Here is a 25,871-nt window from a genome sequence, read left to right as displayed (position 1 = left end):
ATCCAGCCGCCGCCCATTGCCGCCCGTTCGCACCGGACGCGGTCGCGGCCCGCCCTACCCAGACACTGGCAGGAACATTCCATGACGGACGCCTTCGAACTCCCGCTCACGCTGGTCCAGGCCCTGGCGCAACGCGCCCTGGCTACACCGGACCGGATCGCCTTGCGCTTTCTCGCCGACGATCCGCGCGAACAGGTGGTGCTCAGCTACCGTGAACTGGACCTGCGTGCGCGCACCATCGCCGCCGCCCTGCAAGCCCGGGCGGGGCTGGGTGACCGCGCGGTCCTGCTGTTCCCCAGCGGGGCGGACTACGTCGCGGCATTCTTCGGCTGCCTGTATGCCGGCGTCATCGCCGTGCCGGCCTATCCACCGGAGTCTGCGCGCCAGCACCATCAGCAGCGCCTGCTGTCGATCATCGCCGACGCCGAGCCGCGCCTGCTACTCACCGTCCAGGCGCTGCACGACAGCCTGCAGGGGCTCGACGCGCTGGCGGCAGAGGATGCGCCGGCGCTGCTGGCGGTCGATCGGCTGGCACCTGACCTGGCCGGCCACTGGCAGGCGCCGGCATTGGGCGCCGACGACATCGCCTTCCTGCAGTACACCTCCGGCTCCACTGCGCTACCCAAGGGCGTGCAGGTCAGCCACGGCAATCTGGTCGCCAACGAGCAACTGATTCGCCAAGGCTTCGGCATCGACCTGAATCCCGACGATGTCATCGTCAGTTGGCTGCCGCTGTACCACGACATGGGGCTGATCGGCGGCCTGTTGCAGCCGATCTTCAGTGGCGTGCCGTGCGTGCTGATGTCGCCTGGGTACTTCCTCGCCCGCCCGCTGCGCTGGTTGCAGGCGATCAGCGAGTACGGCGGTACCATCAGTGGTGGCCCCGATTTCGCCTACCGACTGTGCAGCGAGCGGGTCAGCGACGCGGCACTGGCCGGGCTCGACCTCAGCCGCTGGCGAGTGGCGTATTCGGGTTCCGAGCCGATCCGCCAGGACAGCCTGGTCACCTTCGCCGACAGGTTCGCCGCCTGCGGTTTCCAGTCGAGCAGCTACTTCGCCAGCTACGGCCTGGCGGAGGCGACCCTGTTCGTCAGCGGTAGTCGCCGGGGTCAGGGCATCGCGGCCCTGGAACTGGACGCTGCCGCCTTCGCCGCCAACCGGGCCGAGCCCGGCGCGGGCAGCGTGCTGATGAGTTGCGGCTATGCGCAGCCGGGTCACGGCGTGCAGATCGTCGACCCGCAGCACCTGAGCCTGCTCGGCGAGGGTCAGGTCGGCGAGATCTGGGCGTGCGGCCCCAGCATCGCCCACGGCTACTGGCGCAATCCCGAGGCCAGCGCGCGGACCTTCGTCCAGCGCGACGGCCACACCTGGTTGCGCACCGGCGATCTGGGCTTCATGCGCGCTGGCGAGTTGTTCGTCACCGGGCGTCTGAAGGACATGCTCATAGTCCGGGGGCAGAACCTGTACCCGCAGGACCTGGAAAAAACGCTCGAATCTGAAGTTCCTGTGCTGCGCAAAGGCCGCGTAGCCGTGTTCGCCGTAGATGACGGTGGTGAGGAGGGCATCGGTGTCGCGGTGGAAATCAGCCGTAACGTGCAGAAGGCGCAGTCCGCCGACAGCCTGATCAAGACCCTGCGCCAGGTGATCGCCGACGCCTGCCGCCAGGCGCCGGCCGTGGTGCTGCTGCTCAATCCCGGTGCGCTGCCCAAGACCTCCAGCGGCAAGTTGCAGCGCTCGGCCTGCCGTTTGCGCATGGAAGATGGCAGCCTGGACTGCTATGCCCGCTTCCCTCTGCCGGAGCAGGCGCGTAAGCCGGTCGCGAGCGGCGATGCCCTGCAAGCGCGGATCGCCGCCCTGTGGTGCGAGCTACTGGGCGTCGAGTCGGTGGCGGCCGACGATCACTTCCTGCTGCTGGGCGGCAACTCCATCGCCGCCGCCCAGGTGACGGCGCGGCTGTCCGATGAACTGGGCATCGCCCTGGGCCTGCGCACGCTGTTCGAAGCGCCTGTGCTGGCGGACTACACCGCAGCGGTCGAGACCTTGCTGGCGCAGGGCGGGCAGGGCGCAGAGGGCGCCAAAGCCATCGCCACCCTGGACCGCGCTCGCGCGCTGCCCCAGTCGCTGGCACAGCATCGCCTGTGGCTGACGTGGCAACTGGAGCCGCACTCGGCCGCCTACAACATCCCGGCCGGGCTGCGCTTGCGTGGCGACCTGGATCCGCTGGCCGTGCAGGCCAGTTTCCAGGCCCTGGTGGATCGCCACGAATCCCTGCGCACCCGCTTCAGCCAGGTCGGCGACCAGGCGCTGCAACAGGTGCTGGCGAAGGCCGACTTCGACCTGCGACACCTGGACCTCGAAGGCGCCGAGGCCGCGGACGTGGCCGCCGCGCGCGAGCGCGAGGCCGTGCAGCCATTCGACCTGTGCCACGGCCCGCTGCTGCGCGTGACATTGGTGCGCCTGGCCGATGACGAGCATCAGCTGTGGGTCACCTTGCACCATATCGTCGCCGACGGCTGGTCGCTGAATATCCTGCTCGACGAATTCGCCCGCCTGTATGCGGCCCATTGCCAGGGCCAGACCTTGGCACTGGCACCGCTGGCCCTGGGTTACGCCGACTACGGCACCTGGCAACGCCAATGGCTGGCCGAAGGCGAGGGCGCGCGCCAGTTGCAGTTCTGGCAAAACGCGCTGGGCGACCAGGCACCGGTACTGGACCTGTATACCGATCATCCACGCACCGCCCAGCAGACCCGGCGTGCCGAGCGCTTGAGCCTGAAAGTGCCCGCACCCTTGGGCCAGGCGCTGGAGCGGCTGGCCCGCGAGCAGCAGGCCAGCCTGTTCATGCTGCTGCTGGCCGGCTGGCAGGCCGTGCTGCAGCGCTACACCGGCCAGAGCGATATCCGCGTCGGCGTACCCAACGCCAACCGTCCACGCCTGGAAACCCAGGGCCTGGTGGGATTCTTCATCAACACCCAGGTCCTGCGTGCCGAGTTCGACGGCCGCACGCCCTTCGAGCAATTGCTGGCGCAGGTACGTCAGCGCACCCTCGATGCCCAGGCCCATCAGGACCTGCCCTTCGAGCAACTGCTCGAGGCACTGCCGCAGGCGCGCGAGCAGGGCCTGTTCCAGGTGATGTTCAACCACCAGCAGCGCGATCTCTCGGCCCTGCGACGCCTGCCGGGCCTGCTCGCCGAAGAACTGCCCTGGCATAGCCGCGAGGCCAAGTTCGACCTGCAACTGCACAGCGAGCAGGATCACCAGGGCCGCCTGACCCTGGCCCTGGACTACGCTGCCGAGCTGTTCGACGCGGCTACCATCGAGCGCCTGGCGCGTCACCTGCTGGCCCTGCTCGAACAGGTGTGCGCCGAGCCTGGCCTGCCGGTCGGCGAGGTGCGATTGCTCGACGACAGCGCCCGCGATCAACTGCTGGCCTGGGGGCAGGCGCCTGCGCAGCCCCCAGCCGCGCTGCTGGTCGAGCAGCTCAACGAACAGGCCCGCCTGACCCCCGAGCGCATCGCCCTGGCCTGGGATGGCGGCGAAATGGACTACGCCAGCCTGCACCAGCAGGCCAACCGCCTGGCCCACTATCTGCGCGACAAGGGCGTCGGCCCGGACACCTGCGTGGCCATCGCCGTGGAGCGCTCGCCGCAGTTGCTGATCGGTTTGCTGGCGATCCTCAAGGCCGGTGGCGCCTACGTGCCGCTGGACGTGGATTATCCCGCCGAGCGCCTGGCCTTCATGCTGGCCGACTGCGGCGCCAGCCTGCTGCTGAGCCAGAGCCACCTGGGCGAGCGCACGCCGCAGGTCGAGAGCGTCAGCACCATCGCCCTGGACCAGCTGCACCTAGACAGCTGGCCAAGCCATGCGCCGGGCCTGCACCTGGAACCCGAGCACCTGGCCTACGTCATCTACACCTCCGGCTCCACCGGCCGGCCCAAGGGCGTGGGCAACACCCACGGGGCGCTGGCCGAGCGTCTGCACTGGATGCAGGCCACCTACGCGCTGGACGCCAGCGACGTCCTGCTGCAGAAGGCACCGATCAGCTTCGATGTCTCGGTATGGGAGTGTTTCTGGCCGCTGGTCAACGGCTGCCGCCTGGTGCTCGCAGCGCCCGGCGAGCACCGCGATCCGCAGCGCATCGCCGGGCTGGTGCAGCGTTACGGCGTGACCACCTTGCACTTCGTGCCGCCACTGCTGCAGGTTTTCGTGCAGGAGCCATTGGCCGCAGCTTGCAGCAGCCTGCGTCGCGTATTCTCCGGCGGCGAGGCACTGCCGGCCAGCCTGCGCGACCGCACCTTGGCGCTGCTGCCCCAGGTGCAACTGCATAACCGCTATGGACCGACCGAAACCGCGATCAACGTCACCCACTGGCACGCCCAGTGCGAGGATGGCGAGCGCTCGCCCATCGGTCGTCCCCTGGCCAACGTCCTGTGCCGGGTGCTGGATGATCAGTTCGAGCTGACGGTGCCCGGTGTACCGGGCGAGCTGTGCCTGGGCGGCGCTGGCCTGGCCCGTGGCTACCTGGGACGTCCCGGCCTGACCGCGGAACGCTTCGTGCCGCAACCCGATGGCGACGGCCAGCGCCTGTACCGCAGCGGCGACCGCGCGCGCTGGTGGCCCCAGGGTGCGGCCCTGGAGTACCTGGGCCGTGTCGACCAGCAGGTCAAGGTACGCGGTTTCCGCGTCGAGCCGGAGGAGATCCAGGCCGTGCTGCTCGACCAGCCCGGCGTTGAGCAGGCCCTGGTGCTGGTTCACCAGGATGCCGTGGGCGCGCAACTGATCGGCTACTACAGCGGCGCCGAGCGCAGCGCTGAGCTGCAGGCCCTCCTGGCCGCGCAACTGCCGGCCTACCTGGTGCCGACCCAGTTGATCCATGTGGCGCAGATGCCGCTGGGGCCCAGCGGCAAGGTCGACCGCCGCGCGCTGCCGGCGCCCGCCTGGCAGCAACGCGAGCATGTCGAGCCCGCCACTGCCCTGCAACGGCAGGTGGCGGCCATCTGGCGCGAAGTGCTGAACCTGCCGCAGGTGGGCTTGCACGACGATTTCTTCGCCCTGGGCGGTCACTCGCTGCTGGCGACCCAGATCGTCTCGCGCTGCCGGCAGGCCTGCGACGTCGAGCTGCCGCTCAAGGCCTTGTTCGATGCCAGCGAACTGGCTGCCTTCTGCGCCGAGATCGCCCGCATCCAGCAAGCGGGTGGGCGCAACCTGCAAGGGCCGATCGCTCGCGTCGACCGCCGCCAGGCCGTGCCGTTGTCGTATTCCCAGCAGCGCATGTGGTTCCTCTGGCAGATGGAGCCCGACAGCCCGGCGTACAACGTCGGCGGCATGGCCCGCCTGCGCGGCGCCTTGCACGTGGACGCCTTCGAGCGGGCCCTGCACGCGCTGATCGTGCGTCACGAAACCTTGCGCACCACCTTCCCCAGCGTCGATGGCAAGCCTTACCAGTGCGTGGCCGAGGATGCCGGTGTGCGCCTGCACTGGCAGGACTTCACTAGCCTGGCACCGGAGGCTCGCCAGCAGGGCCTGCAGCGATTGGCCGACGAGCAGGCCCACCAGCCCTTCGACCTGGAGCGCGGCCCGCTGCTGCGTGCCTGCCTGGCCAAGACCCAGGAGCGTGAGCATTTCTTCGTGCTGACCCTGCACCACATCGTCACCGAAGGCTGGGCGATGGACATTTTCGCCCGCGAGCTGGGCGAGTTGTATGAGGCCTTCGTCGATGAGCGCGAGTCGCCGCTGGCGCCACTGCCGGTCCAGTACCTGGACTACAGCGTGTGGCAGCGCCAGTGGCTCGATGCCGGCGAGGGCGCGCGCCAGTTGGCCTACTGGAAAGACCGCCTGGGCGACGAGCACCCGGTGCTGGCCCTGCCGGCGGACCGTCCGCGGCCCGCCGTGCAGAGCCATCGCGGCGCGCTGTACCGCTTCGACCTGGAGCCGGCGTTGGTGGAGCGTGTGCATGCGTTCAACGCGCGCCACGGCCTGACCCTGTTCATGACCATGACCGCGACCCTGGCCGTGCTTCTGCACCGCTACAGCGGCCAGCACGACCTGCGCATCGGTGCGCCGGTGGCCAACCGTATTCGTCCGGAAAGCGAAGGGCTGATCGGCGCTTTCCTCAATACCCAGGTGCTGCGTTGCGAGCTGGATGGGCAGATGACCGCTGCAGCGGTGCTCGACCAGGTCCGCCAGACGGTGATCGACGGCCAATCGCACCAGGACCTGCCCTTCGATCAACTGGTCGAGGCATTGCAACCGCCTCGCAGCAGCGCCTACAACCCCCTGTTCCAGGTGATGTGCAACGTCCAGCGCTGGACGTTCCAGCAGAGCCGAACCCTCGCCGGCATGCAGGTGGACTACCTGGTCAACGACGCCAGCGCCACCAAGTTCGACCTGTACCTGGAGGTCACCGACCTGGACGGTCGCCTGGGTTGCTGCCTCACCTACAGCGAAGACCTCTTCGAGCTGCCGCGCATCGCGCGCATGGCCGAGCATCTGCAACAGTTGCTGAGCGCGGTGCTGGACGACGATCAACAACGTCTTTGCCAGTTGCCGATGCTCTCGGACGCCGAGCAACAGGCGCTGATCGGCCAGTTGCAGGGCGAGCAGGACTTCGAGCCGGACCAGACTCTGCATGGTCTGTTCGCGGCACAGGTCGAGCGCACGCCGCAGGCGCGGGCATTGACCTTCGCCGGTCGCCACCTGACCTATGCCGAGCTCGACCAGCAGGCCAACCGCCTGGCCCGCGCCCTGCGCGAGCGCGGTGTCGGTCCGCAGGTGCGCGTCGGGCTGGCCCTGGAACGCTCGCTGGAGATGGTCGTGGGATTGCTGGCCATCCTCAAGGCCGGCGGCGCCTACGTCCCGCTAGACCCGGAATACCCGGTCGAGCGCCTGCACTACATGATCGAAGACAGCCGCCTGGGGCTGCTGATCGCCCAACGCGATCTGCTCGCCACCCTGGGCGAGCTGCCGTCGAACGTCGCCACCTGGAGCCCTGAACAGGGCGAGGCGACGCTGTCCGGCTACAGCGATGCGCCGCTGGACAACCTCAATGTGGCGCAGCATCAGGCCTACCTGATCTACACCTCCGGCTCCACCGGTAAGCCCAAGGGCGTGGTGGTCAGCCATGGCGAGATCGCCATGCACTGCCAGGCAGTGATCGTCGACTTCGGCATGCGCAGCGACGATTGCGAGCTGCATTTCTACTCCATCAATTTCGACGCGGCCACCGAGCGCCTGCTCACGCCGCTGCTGTGCGGCGCTCGCGTGGTGCTGCGCGCCCAGGGGCAATGGGGCGCCGAAGAGATCTGCCAACTGGTGCGCGAGCAGCAGGTGAGCATCCTGGGCTTCACGCCCAGCTACGGCAGCCAGTTGGCCCAGTACCTGAGCAGCCGTGGCGAGCGATTGCCGGTGCGCCTGGTGATCACCGGTGGCGAGGCACTGACCGGCGAGCACCTGGAACGCATCCGCCAGGCGTTCGCGCCGCAACAGTTCTTCAACGCCTACGGCCCGACCGAAACCGTGGTCATGCCACTGGCCTGCCTGGCGCCGCAGACGCTGCCCGACGATGCCGGCAGCGTGCCGATCGGTCGCCTGATCGGGGCGCGCACCGGCTACATCCTCGATGAAGACCTGGCGCTCATGCCCCAGGGTGGCATCGGCGAGTTGTACATCGGTGGCGCCGGTCTCGCCCAGGGCTATCACGATCGTCCGGGCTTGACGGCGGAACGTTTCGTCGCCGACCCCTTCAGCCACGACGGCGGGCGCCTGTACCGCACGGGTGACCTGGTGCGCCTGCGCGCCGACGGTCTGGTGGAGTACATCGGTCGCGCCGACCAACAGGTCAAGATTCGCGGGTTCCGCATCGAGCTGGGCGAAATCGAAAGCCGCCTGCACGCCCACCCCGACGTCGAGGCGGCCGTGGTCCAGGCCCTCGACCTCCCGGGCGGCAAGCAGTTGGTCGGCTATCTGGTCTGTGCCCAGGCCACCGCCGACGAGCAGACCCAGGCGCAGCTGCGCGACGCCGTCAAGGCCCAGGCGCGTCAGCACCTGCCGGACTACATGGTGCCCGCGCACCTGCTGCTGCTCGAGCGCCTGCCACTGATGGGCAACGGCAAGCTCGACCGCCGCGCATTGCCCACGCCGGACCTTGAACTGGCGGGTCAGCGCTATCAGGCGCCGTCCAGCCCCGTACAGGCGCAATTGGCACAGGTCTGGGGCGAGGTGCTGAACCTGCCTCGCGTCGGCGTGCAGGACAACTTCTTCGAACTGGGCGGCGACTCGATTCTGTCGATCCAGGTGGTCAGCCGCGCACGCCAGCTCGGCTTGCAGTTCACCCCGCGTGACCTGTTCCAGCATCAGACCATCCAGGCCCTGGCCGCCGTGGTCACCCAGGGCGCGGCGCCCACCCGGATCGAGCAGGGCGCGCGCCAGGGCCGTATCGGCCTGACGCCGATCCAGCACTGGTTCTTCGAAACCCAGGTGCCCCAGCCACAACACTGGAACCAGGCGGTGCTGCTGCAGGTGCGTCAACCGCTGGAAGCCGATGCTCTGGAGCAGGCGCTGGCGGCGTTGGTCGAGCACCACGACAGCCTGCGCCTGCGCTTCAGTGCATCGGCCGGGCACTGGCAGGGCGACTATGCCGCCACGGTCACTCCGCTGCTGTGGACGGCGACCGTGGACGATTTCGCCGACTGCCAGGCCCTGTACACCGACGCCCAGCGCAGCCTCGACCTGGCGCAGGGGCCGTTGCTGCGTGCGCTCTTGCTGACCGACGCGGCAGGACAGCAACGCCTGTTGCTGGCCATCCATCACCTGGTGGTCGATGGCGTATCCTGGCGCGTGCTGCTTGAAGACTTGCAGGCGCTGTACCGCGACCAGTCTCTGCCGGCCAAGACCCATGCCATGGGCGACTGGGCCGCGCGCCTGGCCAGCTATGCCGGCAGCGACTCGCTGCGTGACGAACTGGGCTGGTGGCAGGCGCAACTCGGTGATATCGGCCGCGAGCTGCCCTGCGATCATCCCCAGGGCGGCAACCTGCATCGGCATGCCCGTACCCTGAGCATGGCGCTGGACGCCGAGCAGACCCGCCAGTTGCTGCAACAGGCGCCCGCGGCTTACCACACCCAGGTCAACGACCTGCTGCTCACCGCCCTGGCGCGCACCCTGTGCCGCTGGAGTGGCGAAGCGCACGCCCTGGTGCAACTCGAAGGCCATGGCCGCGAAGGGTTGTTCGAGGACATCGACCTGACCCGCAGCGTGGGCTGGTTCACCAATGCCTATCCCCTGAGCCTGAGCCCGGTGCTGGGTGACGATCATGCGGCGCGTTCGGCGTCGATCAAAGCGGTCAAGGAGCAGCTGCGCCAGGTCCCTCACAAGGGGCTGGGCTACGGTGTGCTGCGCTACCTGGCCGATGCGCCGGTCCGCGAATGCATGGCCGCCTTGCCCCAGGCACGCATCACCTTCAACTACCTGGGGCAGTTCGACCAGCAGTTCGACGACGCAGCGCTGTTCCTGCCCGTCGACGCACCGGCGGGCCTGGCCCACGACCTGGACGCGCCGCTGCCGAACTGGCTCAGCGTCGACGGCCAGGTCTATGGCGGCGCCTTGCAACTGCGCTGGACCTTCAGCACCGAGCGCTACGATGAGCAGAGCATCGCCGCGTTGGCCGAGGGCTACCGCCAGGAGCTGCTGGCGCTGATCGAGCACTGCCTGATCGACGGCCACGGCAGCTTCACCCCATCGGACTTCCCCCTGGCGCGCTTGACCCAGGAGCAGATCGACGCGCTGCCGGTGCCGGCCGCGCAGATCGAGGACGTCTATCCGCTGACGCCCATGCAGGAAGGCTTGCTGCTGCATACCCTGCTCGAACCCGGCACCGGCATCTACTACATGCAGGACCGCTACCGCATCAACAGCGCCCTAGACCCACAGCGCTTCGCCCAGGCGTGGCAGGCCGTGGTGGCTCGCCATGAAGCCCTGCGCGCCTCGTTCAGCTGGAACGCCGGCGAGGCCATGCTGCAGATCATCCACAAGCCCGGCAGCACCTCGCTGGACTACCAAGACTGGCGCGACCTCGACGACGCCAGTCAGGAGGCACGTCTTCAGGCCCTGCACAAGCAGGAGCGCGAAGCCGGCTTCGAACTGCTGCGCGAGGCACCGTTCCACCTGCGCCTGGTACGTGTGGCCGAGCACGGCTACTGGTTCATGATGAGCAACCACCATATTCTCATCGATGCCTGGTGCCGCTCGCTGCTGATGAACGACTTCTTCGAGCTCTACCAGGCACTCGGTGAGGGGCGTCAGGCGCAGTTGCCGGTGCCGCCGCGCTACCGCGACTACATCAGCTGGTTGCAGCGCCAGGACCTGGACGAGGCCAGACAGTGGTGGCAAACCAATCTGGCAGGGTTCGAACGGGCCACGGCCATCCCCAGCGACCGCCCGCTGCGCCATGACCACGCCGGCGACGGCATGATCGTGGGAGACTGCCTCACCCGACTGGAGCCCAGCCAAGGCGCTCGCCTGCGCGAGCTGGCCCAGGCCCACCAGCTGACCGTCAACACCTTCGCCCAGGCGGCCTGGGCGCTGGTGCTGGCACGCTACAGCGGCGAGCGCGACGTGCTGTTCGGCGTCACCGTCGCCGGGCGCCCGGTGAGCCTGCCGCAGATGCAACGTACGGTCGGGTTGTTCATCAACAGCGTCGCCCTGCGCGTACAGCTGCCCGCTGCTGGCGAGCGGCTGAGCGTGCGTCACTGGCTGCAGGGCCTGCTTGAGCGCAACATGCAACTGCGCGAATACGAATACCTGCCACTGGTGGCCATCCAGGAGTGCAGCGAGCTGCCCAAAGGCCAGGCGCTGTTCGACAGCCTGTTCGTGTTCGAGAACGCTCCGGTGGAGAGCAACGTGCTCGACCACGCCCAGCACCTGAACGCCAGCTCCGATTCCGGCCGGACCCACACCAACTTCCCGCTGACGGCCGTGTGCTACCCCGGCGATGACCTGGGGTTGCACCTGTCGTTCGACCAGCGCTACTTCGACTATTCCACGGTCGAACGCCTGCTGGCCGAGTTCAAGCGGCTGTTGCTGGCGCTGGTCGATGGCCTGGAGGGCGACATGGACGCCTTGCCGCTGCTGGGCGCCGAAGAGCAGCACTTCCTGCTGCAAACCTGCAACCGCAGTGCGCGCAGCTATCCGCTCGAGCAGAGCTATGTGCAGTTGTTCGAAGCCCGTGTGGCGGCCCACCCGCAGCGCACCGTGGCACGTTGCCTGGAGGCCTCCTACGACTATGCGGGCCTTAATCTGGCTGCCAACCGTCTGGGCCATGCGCTGGCCACGGCCGGCGTGGCGGTCGATCAGCCGGTGGCACTGCTGGCCGAGCGTGGCTTGCCTTTGCTGGGCATGATCGTCGGCAGCTTCAAGGCCGGTGCGGGTTATCTGCCGCTGGATCCGGGGCTGCCGGCTGCGCGCCTGCAACGCATCGTCGAACTCAGCCAGACCCCTGTGCTGGTGTGCACGGCTGCCTGCGCCGAGCAGGCGCGCCAGTTGCTCGATAGCCTCGGCGATACGCGCCGGCCTGCACTGCTGGTGTGGGAGGACGTCCAGTCCAGCCAGAGCGCCAGCCACAATCCGGGTATCCATAGCGGGCCGGACAACCTCGCCTATGTGATCTACACCTCTGGCTCTACCGGGTTGCCCAAAGGGGTGATGGTCGAGCAGCGCGGGATGCTCAACAACCAGCTGAGCAAGGTGCCCTACCTGGCGCTGGACGAGGCCGACGTGATCGCCCAGACCGCCTCGCAGAGCTTCGACATCTCCGTGTGGCAGTTCCTCGCCGCGCCCTTGTTCGGCGGCTGCGTCGAGATCGTGCCCAACGACCTCGCACACGATCCTCAGGGGCTGCTGAACCATGTCCAGCGCAGCGGCATCACCGTGCTGGAAAGCGTGCCTTCGCTGATCCAGGGCATGCTGGCCAACGATCACCAGGCGCTCGATGGCCTGCGCTGGATGCTGCCCACCGGCGAGGCCATGCCACCGGAGCTCGCGGCCCAGTGGCTGGAGCGTTACCCAGGTATCGGTCTGGTCAACGCCTACGGCCCTGCGGAATGCTCGGACGACGTGGCCTTCTTCCAGGTCGATGCCGCGTCCACCCAGGGTAGTTACCTGCCCATCGGCACGCCCACCGACAACAACCGCCTGTACCTGTATGGCGAAGAGCAGACCTTGGTGGCGCTGGGGGCCGTGGGTGAACTGTGCGTGGCAGGCACCGGCGTGGGCCGTGGGTACGTCGGTGATCCGGTCCGCACTGCGCTGGCCTTCGTCCCGCATCCGCACGGCGCACCCGGCGAACGTCTGTACCGCACCGGCGACCTGGCACGGCGGCGCGTCGACGGAGTGCTGGAATATGTCGGCCGGATCGACCATCAGGTGAAGATCCGCGGCTACCGGATCGAGCTCGGCGAGATCGAAGCCCGTCTGCACGAGCAACCCGAGCTGCGCGATGTCGCTGTGGGTGTTCAGGAAGGTGCCAACGGCAAACACCTGGTCGGCTACCTGGTCGCCCATCAGGATGTGACGGCCGACGCCACGCTGCTCGACCAGCTCAAGCAGCGCCTGCGCGCCGAGCTTCCCGAGTACATGGTGCCGCTGCACTGGGGCTGGTTCGACCAGTTACCGCACAACGCCAATGGCAAGCTCGACCGCAAGGCCTTGCCGGCCATCGATATCGGCGCTCAGCAGACCCAAGCCTACCTGGCTCCGCGCAGCGAGCTGGAAGCGACCCTGGCCGGTATCTGGGCCGAGGTGCTCAAGCTGGAGCGGGTCGGTGTGCGCGACAACTTCTTCGAGCTGGGCGGTCACTCGCTGCTGGCTACGCAGATCGCCTCGCGCGTACAGAAACGCTTGCAACTCAACGTGCCGCTGCGAGCGATGTTCGAGTGCAGCACGGTGGAGGAGCTGGCGGTGTATGTCGAGGGCTTGCAGGGCAGTGCCCTGGACGATCGGAAAGTGGATCGGCTGAGCGACCTGATGGCGGCATTGGAAGGGCTGTGAGTGAACAGGGGCGCCTTGCGCCCCCGTTCGCTGGCTGGATCAGCGCTTGCCGAGAATCTTGCCCAGCATGTCCGGTCGCGGGGCGCCTTGCTGGGTCTGCAATTGACCCTGCTCGTCTCGGTAGAAGATCGCCGGGGTGGCGCCCAGGCCCATTTCTTCCATCAGCCCCTGATTCGCGGCCAGTTGCTTCTGCACGACCTCTGGAATGGTTTGCAGCGCCTTGAGCGTGCTGGCCTTGCCAGCGCTTTCATGGTCCTTGAGGGCCTTGGCCGGGTCTTTGGCTGCCAGCAGGGCCGCCGATTTGCCCGGGCTGTCCGGCCGGATGATGCCCACCATGATGTGGCGCAGTTGCACCTTGCCCGAGTCCACCCAGGGCCGTGCCTGTTCCCAGAACATGTTGCAGTAAGGGCAGTTCGGGTCGCTGAACAGGTACACAGTTCGAGGCGCATCGGCCTTGCCATCCTGGATCCAGGTACTCTTGTCCAGTTTCGCCCAGATCTCCTTGCTCATCGGGCCGTACACCAGTTTTTCCAACGGCTCGGCACTCAGGTCCCGGCCCTGTTCGTCGAACAGGCTGCCCACCAGTACATGCTTGCCGTCGGCGGTCAGGTACAGGGCGATGCCGTTGTTGTGGTACTCGGCAGCGTAGCCGCGCAGCCCGTCGGGGGCTTCGAAGCTGCCTTTGATCACTGCACCCTTGGCCTGCATCTGCCGGATCGGTTCCGGCCAGGTCTCGGCATGCACCAGCGGTGCGGTCAGCAGGCTCAGGGCGAGCAGGGCGGTCATTCGCATGTCAATGTCCTCTGGAAAGGTGTGCATCGGGCGGGATGGCCCGTGTCAGGTCGGCGAGGGCAGCGTGCAGGCTGGCGCGCGACAGCTCGCCCAGATGGCTGCCCACCAGACGCCCTTGGGCGTCGTAGAACAAGGTCGTGGGCAGGGCCATGGAGCCCACTCGCTGCGCCAGCTGTCCGCTGCCGTCGAACAGCACATGGGTCAGGCTCAGTCCTGTAGTGGCAAGGAAGGTGCTGACGGTTTCTGCGGTCTCACCCTGGTTGACGAACACGAAGGTGACGTCCGGGTGATCGCCCTGCGCCTGTTGCAGCACGGGCATCTCGCGACGACAGGGCGGGCACCAGGTGGCCCAGATGTTCACCACCAAGGGCTTGCCGCGGTAGGTCTGCAGTGCGACCGGTTCGCCACTGGCGGTGCGCAGGGTGAGGTCGGGCAGCTCGGTGCCTTTGTCGTACAGGTGGCTGCCCAGGCTGGTCAGGCCCCAGAACAGCGCGCCGCTCATCACCGCCCAGCCCAGGGGGACGCGCAATCCCGGGCGGCGCACGACCTGCCAGAGCGTGGCCGCGACGATACCGGCCAGGCCGCCCCAGAGCTGGAAGCCGCCGTCGCGAATGTCGATCATCTGCAGCGGATCGTTCTGGTACATCGACCAATATTGCAGGACGAAACCCAGGCGCGCGCAGAGCACCCCGGCCAGGAACAGGTTGAACAATGCCGCTTCAGGATTTTCCCCGCCTCGGCGTGCCACCCACCAGCCGACCAGGCAGGCGACACCCAGCGCCGCGAGCAGCAGCAGGTGATTGAGCGCCATGGTCAGGGGACCGAGGGTAATCGTCAGCATCAGCCTTCACTCCGAGTCCTGGCCCAATGTTGCAGGAATGTAGCGGCATCGACTTCGCCGGTGATGCGCCGATGTCGACGCTCCTGGCCTTCCGGGCCGATCCACAGCAGTGTCGGAGGCCCGGGGATCTGGTAGCGCTGCAGCAGCTCGCGGCTGGCCGCGGAATCGGAGGTCACATCCAGGCGCAGCATGTGCACATCGCGCAGGCTGGCTTGCACGTCGTCGCGGGCGAATACCTGCTTGTCCATCACTTTGCACGAGGCGCACCAATCGGCGTAGTAGTCGATGAGCACCCATTGGCCGCGCAACTTGGCTGCATCCAGTTCACGCTGCAGCGCTTGCGGATCATCGAGGGTGACCACCTGCTCCTGATGCGAATCGGTCACCGTGGCCACCCCGCGGCTGGCGAAGGGTTTCAAGGGCTGCCAGAGATCGTCGCCGCCTGCTGCCGCGCCGATCAACAGCAGAGTGCCCCACAGACCGGCCAGCAGCGGCAAGGCGCGCAAGGCCGGCAACCGCTGCAAGGCGTGCCAGGCGGCCCAGGCGAATACCAGCGACCATGCGCCGGCCAGCCCCAGCAACAGCGGATCGGGTAGCAGGCTGCGCACCGTGTACAGGGCCATGGCGAGAAAGATGAAGCCGAACACACCCTTGACCCGATCCATCCAGGCGCCGGGTCGCGGCAGGTAGCGATTGCCTACGGTGACCAGCAGCAACAAGGGCACACCCATGCCCAAGCCCAGGCTGAACAATACCAGCGCGCCTTGCACGACATCCCCGCTTTGGGCGATGAACAGCAGCGCGCCGGCCAGAGGCGCGGTCATGCAGGGACCCAGCAGCAGGCCGGAGAGGGCGCCCAGCAGCGCTGCACCGTACAGGCTACCGCCCTGGGTGCCCCGTCCCGCACGGTCCAGGCGATCACGCAGCGCGGCAGGCAACTGCAGTTCGAACGCACCGAACATCGGCAGGGCGAGTATCACGAACAGGCCGGCCAGGCTGCCCAGCAGCCACGGTTGCTGTAGCCAGGCCTGCAAGCTCGCGCCCAGCAACGCTGCCACCACGCCCAGCGCGGCATACACCAGCGCCATGCTCAGCACGTAAGCCCCAGCCAGGAATGCACCTCGCCTGGCACTGGCGCCGTTACCCATCACCACGCCGGCGAGAATCGGCAACATCGGCAAAGTGCAGGGGGTGAAGGCCAGCAGCAGGCCGAGGCCGAAGAATGCCAGCAGGCTCCAGGCCAGGCTGCCGTCGGCCAGGTCGCTGGCCAGCGTCTGGTCCGCGGCCTGCTGGTCGCCGGCCGGCGCCGCTGCGCTGGCCGGCCCTCCCAGGTCGATCACGGTGGTCTGTGGCGGATAGCACAGCCCGGCGTCGGCGCAACCTTGCCAACCCAGGCGCAACTGCCCGCTGGCCTCGGGCGGCAGCAGCAGTTCCAGCTCGGTGCGGTACACCGCGCTGTCACCGAAGAATTCGTCGTGATGATTGAGCGCCTGTGGCAAGGCCGGTTGAAGGTCCGTGGCGATGCCGTCGAATTTCAGGCGCTTCTGATAAAGGTAGTAGCCGTCCTTGATCTGGAAATACAGGCGCGTCTGCCCCGAAGGTAGACGGTCATGGGACAGCACGAATGCCTGGTCCACCGGCAGGAAATCCGACTTGGGCGCGAAAGGATTGGCGTACACCGCGCCAGCGGAGAGAAACGTCAGCAATAGGAGAATGATGCGCATGTGGCCGCCTTGGCAGTGCAGTGAAGGCATCATGCTGGAGCGAGCTGATTAACGTCGGGTTAACCCAGTCCGACATGCAGCCCCTGGAGGCTGTGCGAAGGCTCCGAAGGGGCTGCAGCAGCTTTGCAATGCTACATGTCGTCGAAGTAACGCTCGTGCCAGTCCACCAGCGGTTGTGGCGCGTTGAGTTTCTGACCGTAGATCACCGAGTACGAGAGCACGTTCTGCACGTACTGGCGGGTCTCGTCGAAAGGTATCGATTCCACCCACACGTCGAAACTCAGGTGCTTTGCACCCTTGAGCCACTGACGCACACGCCCTGGTCCGGCGTTGTAGGCAGCCGATGCCAGCACCCGGTTGCCATTGAACTGGCCATGGACCTGGCTCAGGTAGGCAGCGCCGAGCTGGATGTTCTTGTCCGGGTCCAGCACCTGTGCAGGCGAGGCCAGGGGAATGCTGAACTTGCGCGCGGTTTCCTTGGCGGTGCCAGGCATCAGTTGCATGAGACCGCTCGCGCCCACCGGGGAGCGAGCATCGTCCATGAAGGCGCTTTCCTGGCGGGTGATCGCGAACACCCAGCTCGAATGCAGGCCGCGCACCTGGGCTTCGCGCACGAGCGTGTCGCGGTGGGCCATGGGGAAGCGGATGTCCAGGTCGTCCCAGTACTGGGCTTGGCTGATGGTGCGAATGGCCGGGAAGTACCAGCGCAGGTCGTAGGCCAGACGCGCCTGGGCGACCATTTCGTCGCGGTTGAAGTGGCGGCTGACGTGATACCACTCGCGTCGACCCTCGACAATCTGCCCACGGGCATGGAACTCCAGGGCGCGACGCACGCCCGGCGTGTTGCGCACCTTGTTGAGTAGCGCCTGGCTGAGCACCAGCGGCTTGTTGTTGAGCTGGTAGGGCGTCTGCGCGCGATCGGCGGCCAGGAACCCGTAGAAATCGCGCTCGCGCGACACGTTCTTGTACAGCAGAGGGATCTGCGGGTTGTTAGGCTGCGCCAGTTCCAGGCTGCGCGCCTGCCAGTAGCGCCACCGGCTGCTGTCCGAGAGATCCTTGGGCAGACGCCGGCTCAGCTCGTAGGCGTCTTCCCAGCGGCCCAGGCGCAGCAGCAGACGCATCCGCCACTCGCTGACCGTGTTGTCGCGCAGTTCAGGGTCGTAGCCGGTCATCAGGTCCAGGGCGCGCGGGTCGTAGCGGCGGGCCAGCGTGAGGCCGATCTCGCGGGCGATAGCCACTTTCTCGTCACGGGAGAAGTGCATGCGCTGGGCGTAGTCGTCCAGCAGCGCCATGGCCTGGTCCGGGTCCTGCCGCGCCAACCGGCGCAGCCCGAGGCTGACCACGTCGGACATGGCGTCGCTGGCTGGCTGGAAGCGTGCGGGCTGCTTGAGCAACTCGGGCTTCTGCGCCACGTCGATGAGCAGCTTGCCCTGGGTGGCGAGGGTCGGCAGCGTCTGTACCAGGTTGCTCGCCAAGGTGTAGTTGCGCGCTTGGGCCGCCAGCTTGGCGCGTTGCCAGCGCCGCGCCTCGGTGAGCTGGCCCTCGGCAGCCCACAGACCGAACAGCGTGTCGCAGGCCGCGGGCTGGGATTTGCCGACGTTCCACAGCTTCTCTGCCGTGGCGAAGCCCTCGGCGCGCTGCCCGCTGGCGAGCTGATACTGGCCATTGAGGCAGTCGAGCTCGGTGAAATTGAGTTTGGCGTCGTAGTACTTGGCGAAGGTTTTCCAGTCGCCTCGTTCGCTGAGCCAGCGCAGCCAGCGCAGCTTCATCCAGTTGGCCTGCGGCAGGTCGCCATGCTGGGCGAGGAAACGCTCGATTTCCTCGTTGCTGGCGGTTTTCAGGCGTGCAGTGAGTTCGTCGTAGGCCAGGTAGGGCGTGAGTGGATAATCGGCCAGGGCATCGGCATAACGCAGATAAGGCCCTTTGTCCCCCTTGGCCAGGGCGCGTTTGGCTTCATCGTAGTACTGGCGCTGCTGGGTGATGTCGATGGCCTGGGCAGCGCTGGCAGTGGCAGCGGTGAACACCAGGCAGGAAACGAATTGGAACAGGCGGCTGCGCATGAGTCGTCCGGGCAGTTGAACCATGAGAAAGTGACGGCGAAGCCAACACTGGTGAGGTGGTTGGGTCCTAGCTTAGCCGGTTGCCCGCCATGGATGAAAGCGCTGTGCTTGTATCCAATCATGAACCTCGACCCAGGGTCGCCAAGCGCTTTCCGGCCAGGCGCATACCGTCATGAATCGGCCAAGGCAAGGCAAAAGTCAGGTAGAATACGCGCCCGGTTTTTGGAGACGATCATGACCCTGCTCAAATTCAGCGATGTGTCCCTCGCATTCGGTGCCATGCCGCTGCTGGACAAAGTGTCCTGGCAGATCGCCCGTGGTGAGCGGGTGTGCATCATCGGTCGCAACGGCACCGGCAAGTCCAGCATGCTGCGTCTGGTCAAGGGTGAACAGAAACCCGACGAGGGCGACATCTGGCGTGCGCCAGGCCTGAAGATCGGCGAGTTGCCGCAGGAACTGCCGGTGGCCGACGCGCGCAGCGTGTTCGACGTGGTGGCCGAGGGGCTGGATGGCGTCGGCGCGCTGCTCGCCGAATACCATCACCTGAGCCAGAACATCCAGGGTGACGACGACCTGGACAAGCTGATGCACGTCCAGCACGAGATCGAGGCCCGCGATGGGTGGCGCCTGCAGCAGGTGGTCGAGAGTACCCTGAGCCGCTTGCAACTGCCGGCCGACAAGACTCTGGCCGAGCTCTCCGGCGGCTGGCGGCGGCGGGTCCTGCTGGCCCAGGCGCTGGTCTGCGAGCCCGATCTGCTGTTGCTCGACGAGCCGACCAACCACCTGGACATCGGCGCCATCGCCTGGCTGGAAGAAGCCCTCAACGGTTTCAACGGCGCGGTGCTGTTCATCACCCACGACCGTTCTTTCCTGCAGAACCTGGCCACGCGAATTCTCGAGCTCGATCGCGGGGGGCTGATCGACTGGAACGGCGACTACGCCAGCTTCCTGGTGCACAAGGAGGCGGCGCTGGCGGCCGAAGAAACCGCCAATGCGCTGTTCGACAAGCGCCTGGCCCAGGAAGAGGTGTGGATCCGCCAGGGTATCAAGGCCCGACGCACCCGCAACGAAGGGCGGGTGCGTGCGCTCAAGGCGCTGCGCGTGGAGCGCGGTGAGCGGCGTGAGCGCCAGGGCAAGGCCAACATCCAGATCGAAGTCGCGGACAAGTCCGGCAAGCAGGTGATGCTGCTGGAGAACGTCAGCTTCGCCCATGCCGACGGTCCGGCGCTGGTCAAGGATTTCTCCATGGTGCTGCAGCGCCAGGACCGCATCGGCCTGCTCGGTGCCAACGGCACCGGCAAGACCACTTTGCTCAAGCTGATGCTCGGCGACCTGGAGCCCACCGAAGGTCACGTCGAGCGCGGCACCAAGCTGGAAGTGGCCTATTTCGACCAGATGCGCCACCAGCTCGACCTCGAGAAGACCGTGATCGACAACCTCGCCGAAGGCCGGGACTTCATCGAGATCGATGGCCAGAATCGCCATGTGCTGAGCTACCTGGGCGATTTCCTGTTCAGCCCACAGCGGGCGCGGACCCCGGTCAAGGCGTTGTCCGGCGGCGAGCGCGCCCGCCTGCTGCTGGCCAAGCTGTTCAGCAAGCCGGCCAACCTGCTGGTGCTGGACGAACCGACCAACGACCTCGACGTCGAGACCCTCGAGCTGCTCGAGGAGGTGCTGTCCAACTTCAAGGGCACCGTGCTCATGGTCAGCCACGACCGGGCCTTCCTGGATAACGTGGTCACCAGCACGCTGGTGTTCGAAGGTCAGGGCCGGGTTCGTGAGTACGTTGGCGGTTACGAAGACTGGATCCGCCAGGGCGGCTCGCCGAAGCTGCTGGGCGTGGCCGAGAGCAAGGGTGGCAAGTCGGCGCTCAACAGTGCCGTGGTCGAAAAGGTCGAGGTGCAGGCCGTGGAGCCGGTGCCCGCTGCGGCGCCCGACAGTGCCAAGAAGAAGCTCAGCTACAAGCTGCAGCGCGAACTGGAGCTGCTGCCCGGGCAGATCGACGCACTCGAGCAGAAGATGGCGGTGCTCCAGGAGGAAGTGGCTGCGCCCAGCTTCTACCAGCGGCCGATCGCCGAGACATCGCACGTGCTCGGTCAGCTCGAAGCGCTGCAGGCGCAGCTGGATGCACTGGTGGAGCGCTGGGCCGAGCTGGAGGGTTGAAGCCGTTCAGGCGCGGGCGGTCCCGCGCCTGAACAGGCAGGCAGCATCTCAGCCACCGGGGGCGGGCTAGCCGCGAGGAATCACTCCTTGGTCTGCAACCTGACGGCCAGCACGTCGCAAGGTGCGCCATGCAGCACGTCGTTGGCCGTGGAGCCCAGTAGCAACGCCAGGCCGTGGCGGCCATGGCTGCCCACCACGATCAGGTCGCACGCCTGTTCCTTGGCCAGTTGGTGGATCTCCTGGCGCGGTTGGCCGTACTTGAGGTGCGAGTCTCCACGCTTGATGCTGGGGTACTTGGCGTACAGGCGATCCATCCGCTCCTTGGCCTGGTCGAACTGCTGCTGTTGCAGTTGTGAAAGGTCCATGGGCACGTCGCCCCCGAAGGCCATGGCCATGGGCTCGACGATGTGCACCAGCGACACGGTCGCCTGGGTGGGCTCGGCGAGCTTCATCGCGCGCTTTATCACCGGATCGCATTCCTCGGTCAGGTCGACGGCGACCAGAAGGTGTTGATAGGACATGAGCGGCTCTCCTGAAGATCGCGATAATGCAAGTATGGTCGGTTTACGGCAGGGCCGTGTGAAATGATCTCACGCCACTGTCCGGTTCATTAGGGGGGATACAGATATGACGGTATGGCTAGTGGTGTCAATCCTTGCGCTGATGCTGAGCCCCCTGGCCTGGCTGCGACCGTCGCGCAAGCAGAGCGAGCAGATGAATCTGCGCCTGCACGCCCGGCGCATGGGCCTTGCCATGCAGTTGGCTCCGCAGAAGTGGCCGCATTGGCTGGAGCACGAGCCCCCCAGCCCCTGCCCGCAATACCACCGGGGGCGCCGCAAGGGGCGAGAGGACACCTGGTGCTACTGGCAAGTCAGCCCCGGCCTCTGGTGCAATACCTGGCGCGAGCCCTGCGAGGATGCACGGCTAATGGCGTGCTTCAGCAAACTGCCGGCGAGCGTCTACAAGGTCGAGGCCGACTCGCGGATGCTCGCGCTGTATTGGAGCGAGCGAGGAGATGCCGCTGTTTTACAGGATATTGCGCACACGCTCGACACCCTCGCCTGAAGCAGCATTCGAGCCACACGCCCGTCGCCACGCCGATTGCGCTTGGTTGCAGGGCATACCCGCCAATCGGCCAGAGCCGGTACCGACCTGTCTGTCCAGCCGGTGCACGCGGCTGCAGGCTGGGCCGAGTCCTGCGCAGCGCTACCCGCCTGGCCAGCCCGAATCGTTCCCATGAATGACCGGTGATCATCGTCATCCGGTTTTCGCCTGCCTGCGACAAAATGACCGCAAAGTCGGGTTTTCACCGCTGTCTGCGGGCATTTGACAACCTCGACCTTTTCGGAGAATGTGTGCGTACCCAAATCAAACGGGCGTATGAATTGAGCGTTTGTCTGTTTTCATCGCTCGTCCAGAATCCCGACTATCGCGCTGACGGGTGTGCCTGGCGCGGGTTTGTTCGAAACCCGACCGCCAGCGTTCGGCGTGTACAGTTCAGCTTCCATATCGTGGAGATCAGTTGATGATTTACGAAGGTAAAGCCATCACGGTTAAGGCTCTTGAAAGCGGCATCGTCGAACTGAATTTCGACCTCAAGGGTGAGTCCGTCAACAAATTCAACCGCCTGACCCTGAGCGAACTGCGCCAGGCGGTGGACACCATCAAGTCCGATGCGTCCATCAAGGGCGTGATCGTCAGCAGCGGCAAGGACGTGTTCATCGTCGGCGCTGACATCACCGAATTCGTCGACAACTTCAAGCTGCCAGAGGCCGAGTTGGTCGCCGGCAACCTGGAGGCCAATCGCATCTTCAGCGATTTCGAAGACCTGGCCGTACCTACCGTCGCAGCCATCAATGGCATCGCACTGGGCGGTGGCCTGGAAATGTGCCTGGCCGCCGACTACCGGGTGATGTCGAATCGCGCCAAGATCGGCCTGCCGGAAGTCAAGCTGGGCATCTACCCCGGTTTCGGCGGTACCGTGCGCCTACCACGACTGATCGGTTCGGACAACGCGGTGGAGTGGATCGCTTCGGGCAAGGAAAACAGCGCCGAAGACGCCTTGAAGGTCGGTGCCGTCGACGCCGTGGTGGCCCCTGAGCTGCTCCAGGCCGGCGCCCTGGACCTGATCAAGCGCGCCATCAGCGGCGAACTGGACTACAAGGCCAAGCGCCAGCCCAAGCTGGAAAAACTCAAGCTCAACGCCATCGAGCAGATGATGGCGTTCGAGACCGCCAAGGGCTTCGTCGCCGGTCAGGCCGGGCCGAACTACCCTGCGCCGGTCGAGGCGATCAAGACCATCCAGAAAGCGGCTAACTTCGGCCGTGACAAGGCGCTGGAAGTCGAAGCCGCCGGTTTCGCCAAGTTGGCCAAGACCTCGGTGGCGCAGAGCCTGATCGGTCTGTTCCTCAACGACCAGGAACTCAAGCGCAAGGCCAAGGCCCACGACGAGATCGCCCGCGACGTCAAGCAGGCCGCCGTGCTGGGTGCCGGCATCATGGGCGGCGGCATCGCCTACCAGTCGGCGGTCAAGGGCACGCCGATCCTGATGAAGGACATCCGTGAAGAAGCCATCCAACTGGGTCTGAACGAAGCGTCCAAGCTGCTCGACAAACGCGTGGAGAAAGGCCGCCTGACGCCGACGAAGATGGCCGAGGCGCTCAACGCCATTCGCCCGACCTTGTCCTATGGCGACTTCGCCAACGTCGACATCGTCGTCGAGGCTGTGGTGGAAAATCCAAAGGTCAAGCAGGCCGTACTGGCCGAGGTGGAAGGGCAGGTCAAGGACGACGCGATCCTGGCGTCCAACACCTCGACCATCTCCATCAACCTGCTGGCCAAGGCGCTCAAGCGTCCGGAAAACTTCGTCGGCATGCACTTCTTCAACCCGGTGCACATGATGCCGCTGGTGGAGGTCATCCGTGGCGAGAAGTCCAGCGAAGTGGCAGTCGCCACCACCGTGGCCTACGCCAAGAAAATGGGCAAGAACCCGATCGTGGTCAACGACTGCCCGGGCTTTCTGGTGAACCGCGTGCTGTTCCCGTACTTTGGCGGCTTCGCCCGACTGGTCAGCGCTGGCGTCGACTTCGTGCGCATCGACAAGATCATGGAAAAGTTCGGCTGGCCCATGGGTCCGGCCTATCTGATGGACGTGGTCGGTATCGACACCGGCCACCATGGTCGCGACGTCATGGCCGAGGGCTTCCCCGACCGCATGAAGGATGATCGTCGTTCCGCCGTCGACGCCCTCTACGAGGCCGATCGCCTGGGTCAGAAGAATGGCAAGGGCTTCTACGCCTACGAGACCGACAAGCGCGGCAAGCCGAAGAAGGTCGCCGATCCCTCGGTCCTGGAAGTGCTCAAGCCGGTGGTCTACGAACAGCGTGAGCTGAGCGATGAAGACGTCCTGAACTGGATGATGGTGCCGCTGTGCCTGGAAACCGTGCGCTGCCTGGAAGACGGCATCGTCGAGACCGCCGCCGAGGCGGACATGGGCCTGGTCTATGGCATCGGCTTCCCTCCCTTCCGCGGTGGCGCGCTGCGCTACATCGATTCGATCGGTGTCGCCGAGTTCGTCGCCCTGGCCGACCGCTACGCCGATCTGGGTCCGCTGTACCACCCGACCGCGAAGCTGCGTGAAATGGCCAAGAACGGCCAGCGCTTCTTCAACTGAACGGCCCCCGAGCTAGAGCGAGAATAGTGATATGAGCCTCAATCCAAGAGACGTGGTGATCGTCGACTTCGGTCGCACGCCGATGGGCCGCTCCAAGGGCGGCATGCACCGTAACACCCGCGCTGAAGACATGTCGGCGCACCTGATCAGCAAGCTGCTGGAGCGCAACGACAAGGTCGATCCGAAAGAAGTCGAGGACGTCATCTGGGGCTGCGTCAACCAGACCCTGGAGCAGGGCTGGAACATCGCCCGCATGGCCTCGCTGATGACGCCGATCCCTCATACCAGCGCCGCCCAGACCGTCAGCCGCCTGTGCGGCTCGTCGATGAGCGCTCTGCACACCGCCGCCCAGGCGATCATGACCGGCAACGGCGACGTATTCGTGATTGGCGGCGTCGAGCACATGGGTCATGTCAGCATGATGCATGGCGTGGACCCCAACCCGCACCTTTCCCTGTACGCTGCCAAGGCGTCGGGAATGATGGGCCTGACCGCCGAGATGCTGGGCAAGATGCATGGCATCACCCGCGAGCAACAGGACCAGTTCGGCCTGCGCTCCCACCAGTTGGCCCACAAGGCCACTGTGGAGGGCAATTTCAAGGACGAGATCATTCCCATGCAGGGTTATGACGAGAACGGTTTCCTCAAGGTCTTCGACTACGATGAAACCATTCGTCCGGAAACCACCCTGGAGGGCCTGGCCGCGCTCAAGCCTGCCTTCAACCCCAAGGGCGGTACCGTCACCGCCGGTACGTCCTCGCAGATCACCGACGGTGCCTCGTGCATGATCGTGATGTCCGGCCAGCGCGCCATGGACCTCGGCATTCAACCGCTGGCGGTGATCCGTTCGATGGCGGTGGCCGGCGTGGATCCGGCGATCATGGGTTACGGCCCCGTGCCTTCGACTCAGAAAGCGCTCAAGCGCGCAGGTTTGAGCATCGCCGACATCGACTTCTTCGAGCTCAACGAAGCCTTCGCAGCGCAGGCACTGCCGGTGCTCAAGGATCTGAAAGTGCTCGACAAGATGGATGAGAAGGTTAACCTGCACGGCGGCGCTATCGCCCTCGGTCACCCGTTCGGTTGCTCCGGTGCCCGTATTTCAGGCACTCTGCTGAACGTGATGAAGCAAAACGGCGGCACCCTGGGTGTGGCGACCATGTGCGTCGGCCTGGGTCAGGGCATCACCACTGTCTTCGAACGCGTCTGAGCGTTTTGCAGGACAGCAGCCGGGGCCTAGTGCCCCGGTTTTGTTTTTTATCGATCCAGCAACGTTCGCAGGCAAGAGGTAAACCGATGCACATCCAACCTGGCGTATACCGCCATTACAAAGGGCCTGAGTACCGTGTGCTGAGTGTCGCACGTCACTCCGAGACCGAGGAGTGGATGGTGTTCTACCAGTGCCTGTATGGTGATTACAGCTTCTGGGTCAGGCCACTCTCGATGTTTCAGGAGTCGGTCGAGGTTGACGGCGAGCGTCTACCGCGCTTTGCTTTGCTCGAGGCTGAAGACGGGCTTGCAGGGCTCCTGGTGAAGCCCGGCGAGTGATAGTCCACGCTTGACCTCACTCTTTCGCCACT

At 66.0% G+C, this 25,871-nt stretch carries 12 protein-coding genes; 7 read left to right on the top strand and 5 right to left on the bottom strand.

Annotated features, from left to right (window positions below):
• Positions 1-81: 81 nt before the first annotated feature.
• Complete coding sequence (locus IAE34_RS07865; protein ID WP_200138304.1) at positions 82-13,041, top strand: non-ribosomal peptide synthetase; 12,960 nt, start codon at positions 82-84, stop codon at positions 13,039-13,041.
• 39 nt (positions 13,042-13,080) lie between these two features.
• On the opposite strand, the gene dsbG is transcribed toward IAE34_RS07865, so the two are convergent.
• From dsbG to IAE34_RS07845, 4 genes are all read right to left on the bottom strand, one after another.
• Positions 13,081-13,833: a thiol:disulfide interchange protein DsbG gene (gene dsbG, locus IAE34_RS07860; protein ID WP_200138303.1), complete on the bottom strand. Its 753-nt coding sequence runs from the start codon at positions 13,831-13,833 to the stop codon at positions 13,081-13,083.
• Between the two features lies 1 nt (position 13,834).
• Positions 13,835-14,674, bottom strand: coding sequence for a TlpA disulfide reductase family protein (locus tag IAE34_RS07855; RefSeq protein ID WP_200138302.1), 840 nt, complete (start codon positions 14,672-14,674; stop codon positions 13,835-13,837).
• Positions 14,674-16,398, bottom strand: a complete 1,725-nt coding sequence (gene dsbD / locus IAE34_RS07850) for a protein-disulfide reductase DsbD (protein ID WP_200138301.1) — start codon at positions 16,396-16,398, stop codon at positions 14,674-14,676. The genes IAE34_RS07855 and dsbD overlap by 1 nt, the downstream gene beginning before the upstream one ends.
• 131 nt (positions 16,399-16,529) lie before the next feature.
• A complete protein-coding gene (locus IAE34_RS07845; protein WP_200138300.1) occupies positions 16,530-18,458 on the bottom strand; it encodes a transglycosylase SLT domain-containing protein in 1,929 nt (642 codons plus the stop codon).
• A 234-nt stretch (positions 18,459-18,692) separates the two neighbouring features.
• Here IAE34_RS07845 and IAE34_RS07840 point away from each other — a divergent pair, with 234 nt between their 5' ends.
• Positions 18,693-20,621, top strand: a complete 1,929-nt coding sequence (locus IAE34_RS07840) for an ATP-binding cassette domain-containing protein (RefSeq protein WP_200138299.1) — start codon at positions 18,693-18,695, stop codon at positions 20,619-20,621.
• An 80-nt stretch (positions 20,622-20,701) separates the two neighbouring features.
• On the opposite strand, the gene IAE34_RS07835 is transcribed toward IAE34_RS07840, so the two are convergent.
• Positions 20,702-21,142, bottom strand: coding sequence for a universal stress protein (locus tag IAE34_RS07835; RefSeq protein WP_200138298.1), 441 nt, complete (start codon positions 21,140-21,142; stop codon positions 20,702-20,704).
• 106 nt (positions 21,143-21,248) lie between these two features.
• Between IAE34_RS07835 and IAE34_RS07830 the strand changes: the two genes are divergently transcribed.
• The 5 genes from IAE34_RS07830 to IAE34_RS07810 all read left to right on the top strand — a co-directional run bounded on the left by IAE34_RS07830 (position 21,249) and on the right by IAE34_RS07810 (position 25,839).
• A complete protein-coding gene (locus IAE34_RS07830; RefSeq protein ID WP_200138297.1) occupies positions 21,249-21,686 on the top strand; it encodes a hypothetical protein in 438 nt (145 codons plus the stop codon).
• 182 nt (positions 21,687-21,868) lie between these two features.
• Positions 21,869-22,147 (top strand): hypothetical protein, encoded by a 279-nt coding sequence (locus IAE34_RS07825; RefSeq protein WP_200138296.1) that lies wholly within the window; start codon positions 21,869-21,871, stop codon positions 22,145-22,147.
• Positions 22,147-24,294 (top strand): fatty acid oxidation complex subunit alpha FadB, encoded by a 2,148-nt coding sequence (gene fadB / locus IAE34_RS07820; RefSeq protein WP_200138295.1) that lies wholly within the window; start codon positions 22,147-22,149, stop codon positions 24,292-24,294. The genes IAE34_RS07825 and fadB overlap by 1 nt, the downstream gene beginning before the upstream one ends.
• A 31-nt stretch (positions 24,295-24,325) precedes the next feature.
• A complete protein-coding gene (gene fadA, locus IAE34_RS07815) occupies positions 24,326-25,501 on the top strand; it encodes an acetyl-CoA C-acyltransferase FadA (protein ID WP_200138294.1) in 1,176 nt (391 codons plus the stop codon).
• A gap of 86 nt (positions 25,502-25,587) precedes the next feature.
• Entirely contained in the window at positions 25,588-25,839 is a 252-nt protein-coding gene (locus IAE34_RS07810) for a DUF1653 domain-containing protein (protein WP_200138293.1), read from the top strand.
• Positions 25,840-25,871 lie beyond the last annotated feature (32 nt).

The sequence above is a fragment of the Pseudomonas sp. S30 genome, from assembly GCF_016518545.1.
In the GTDB taxonomy this organism is placed as follows: domain Bacteria; phylum Pseudomonadota; class Gammaproteobacteria; order Pseudomonadales; family Pseudomonadaceae; genus Aquipseudomonas.
The sequence above is the reverse complement of the archived record's forward strand: the minus strand, read 5'-3'. Positions and strand labels throughout refer to the sequence as shown.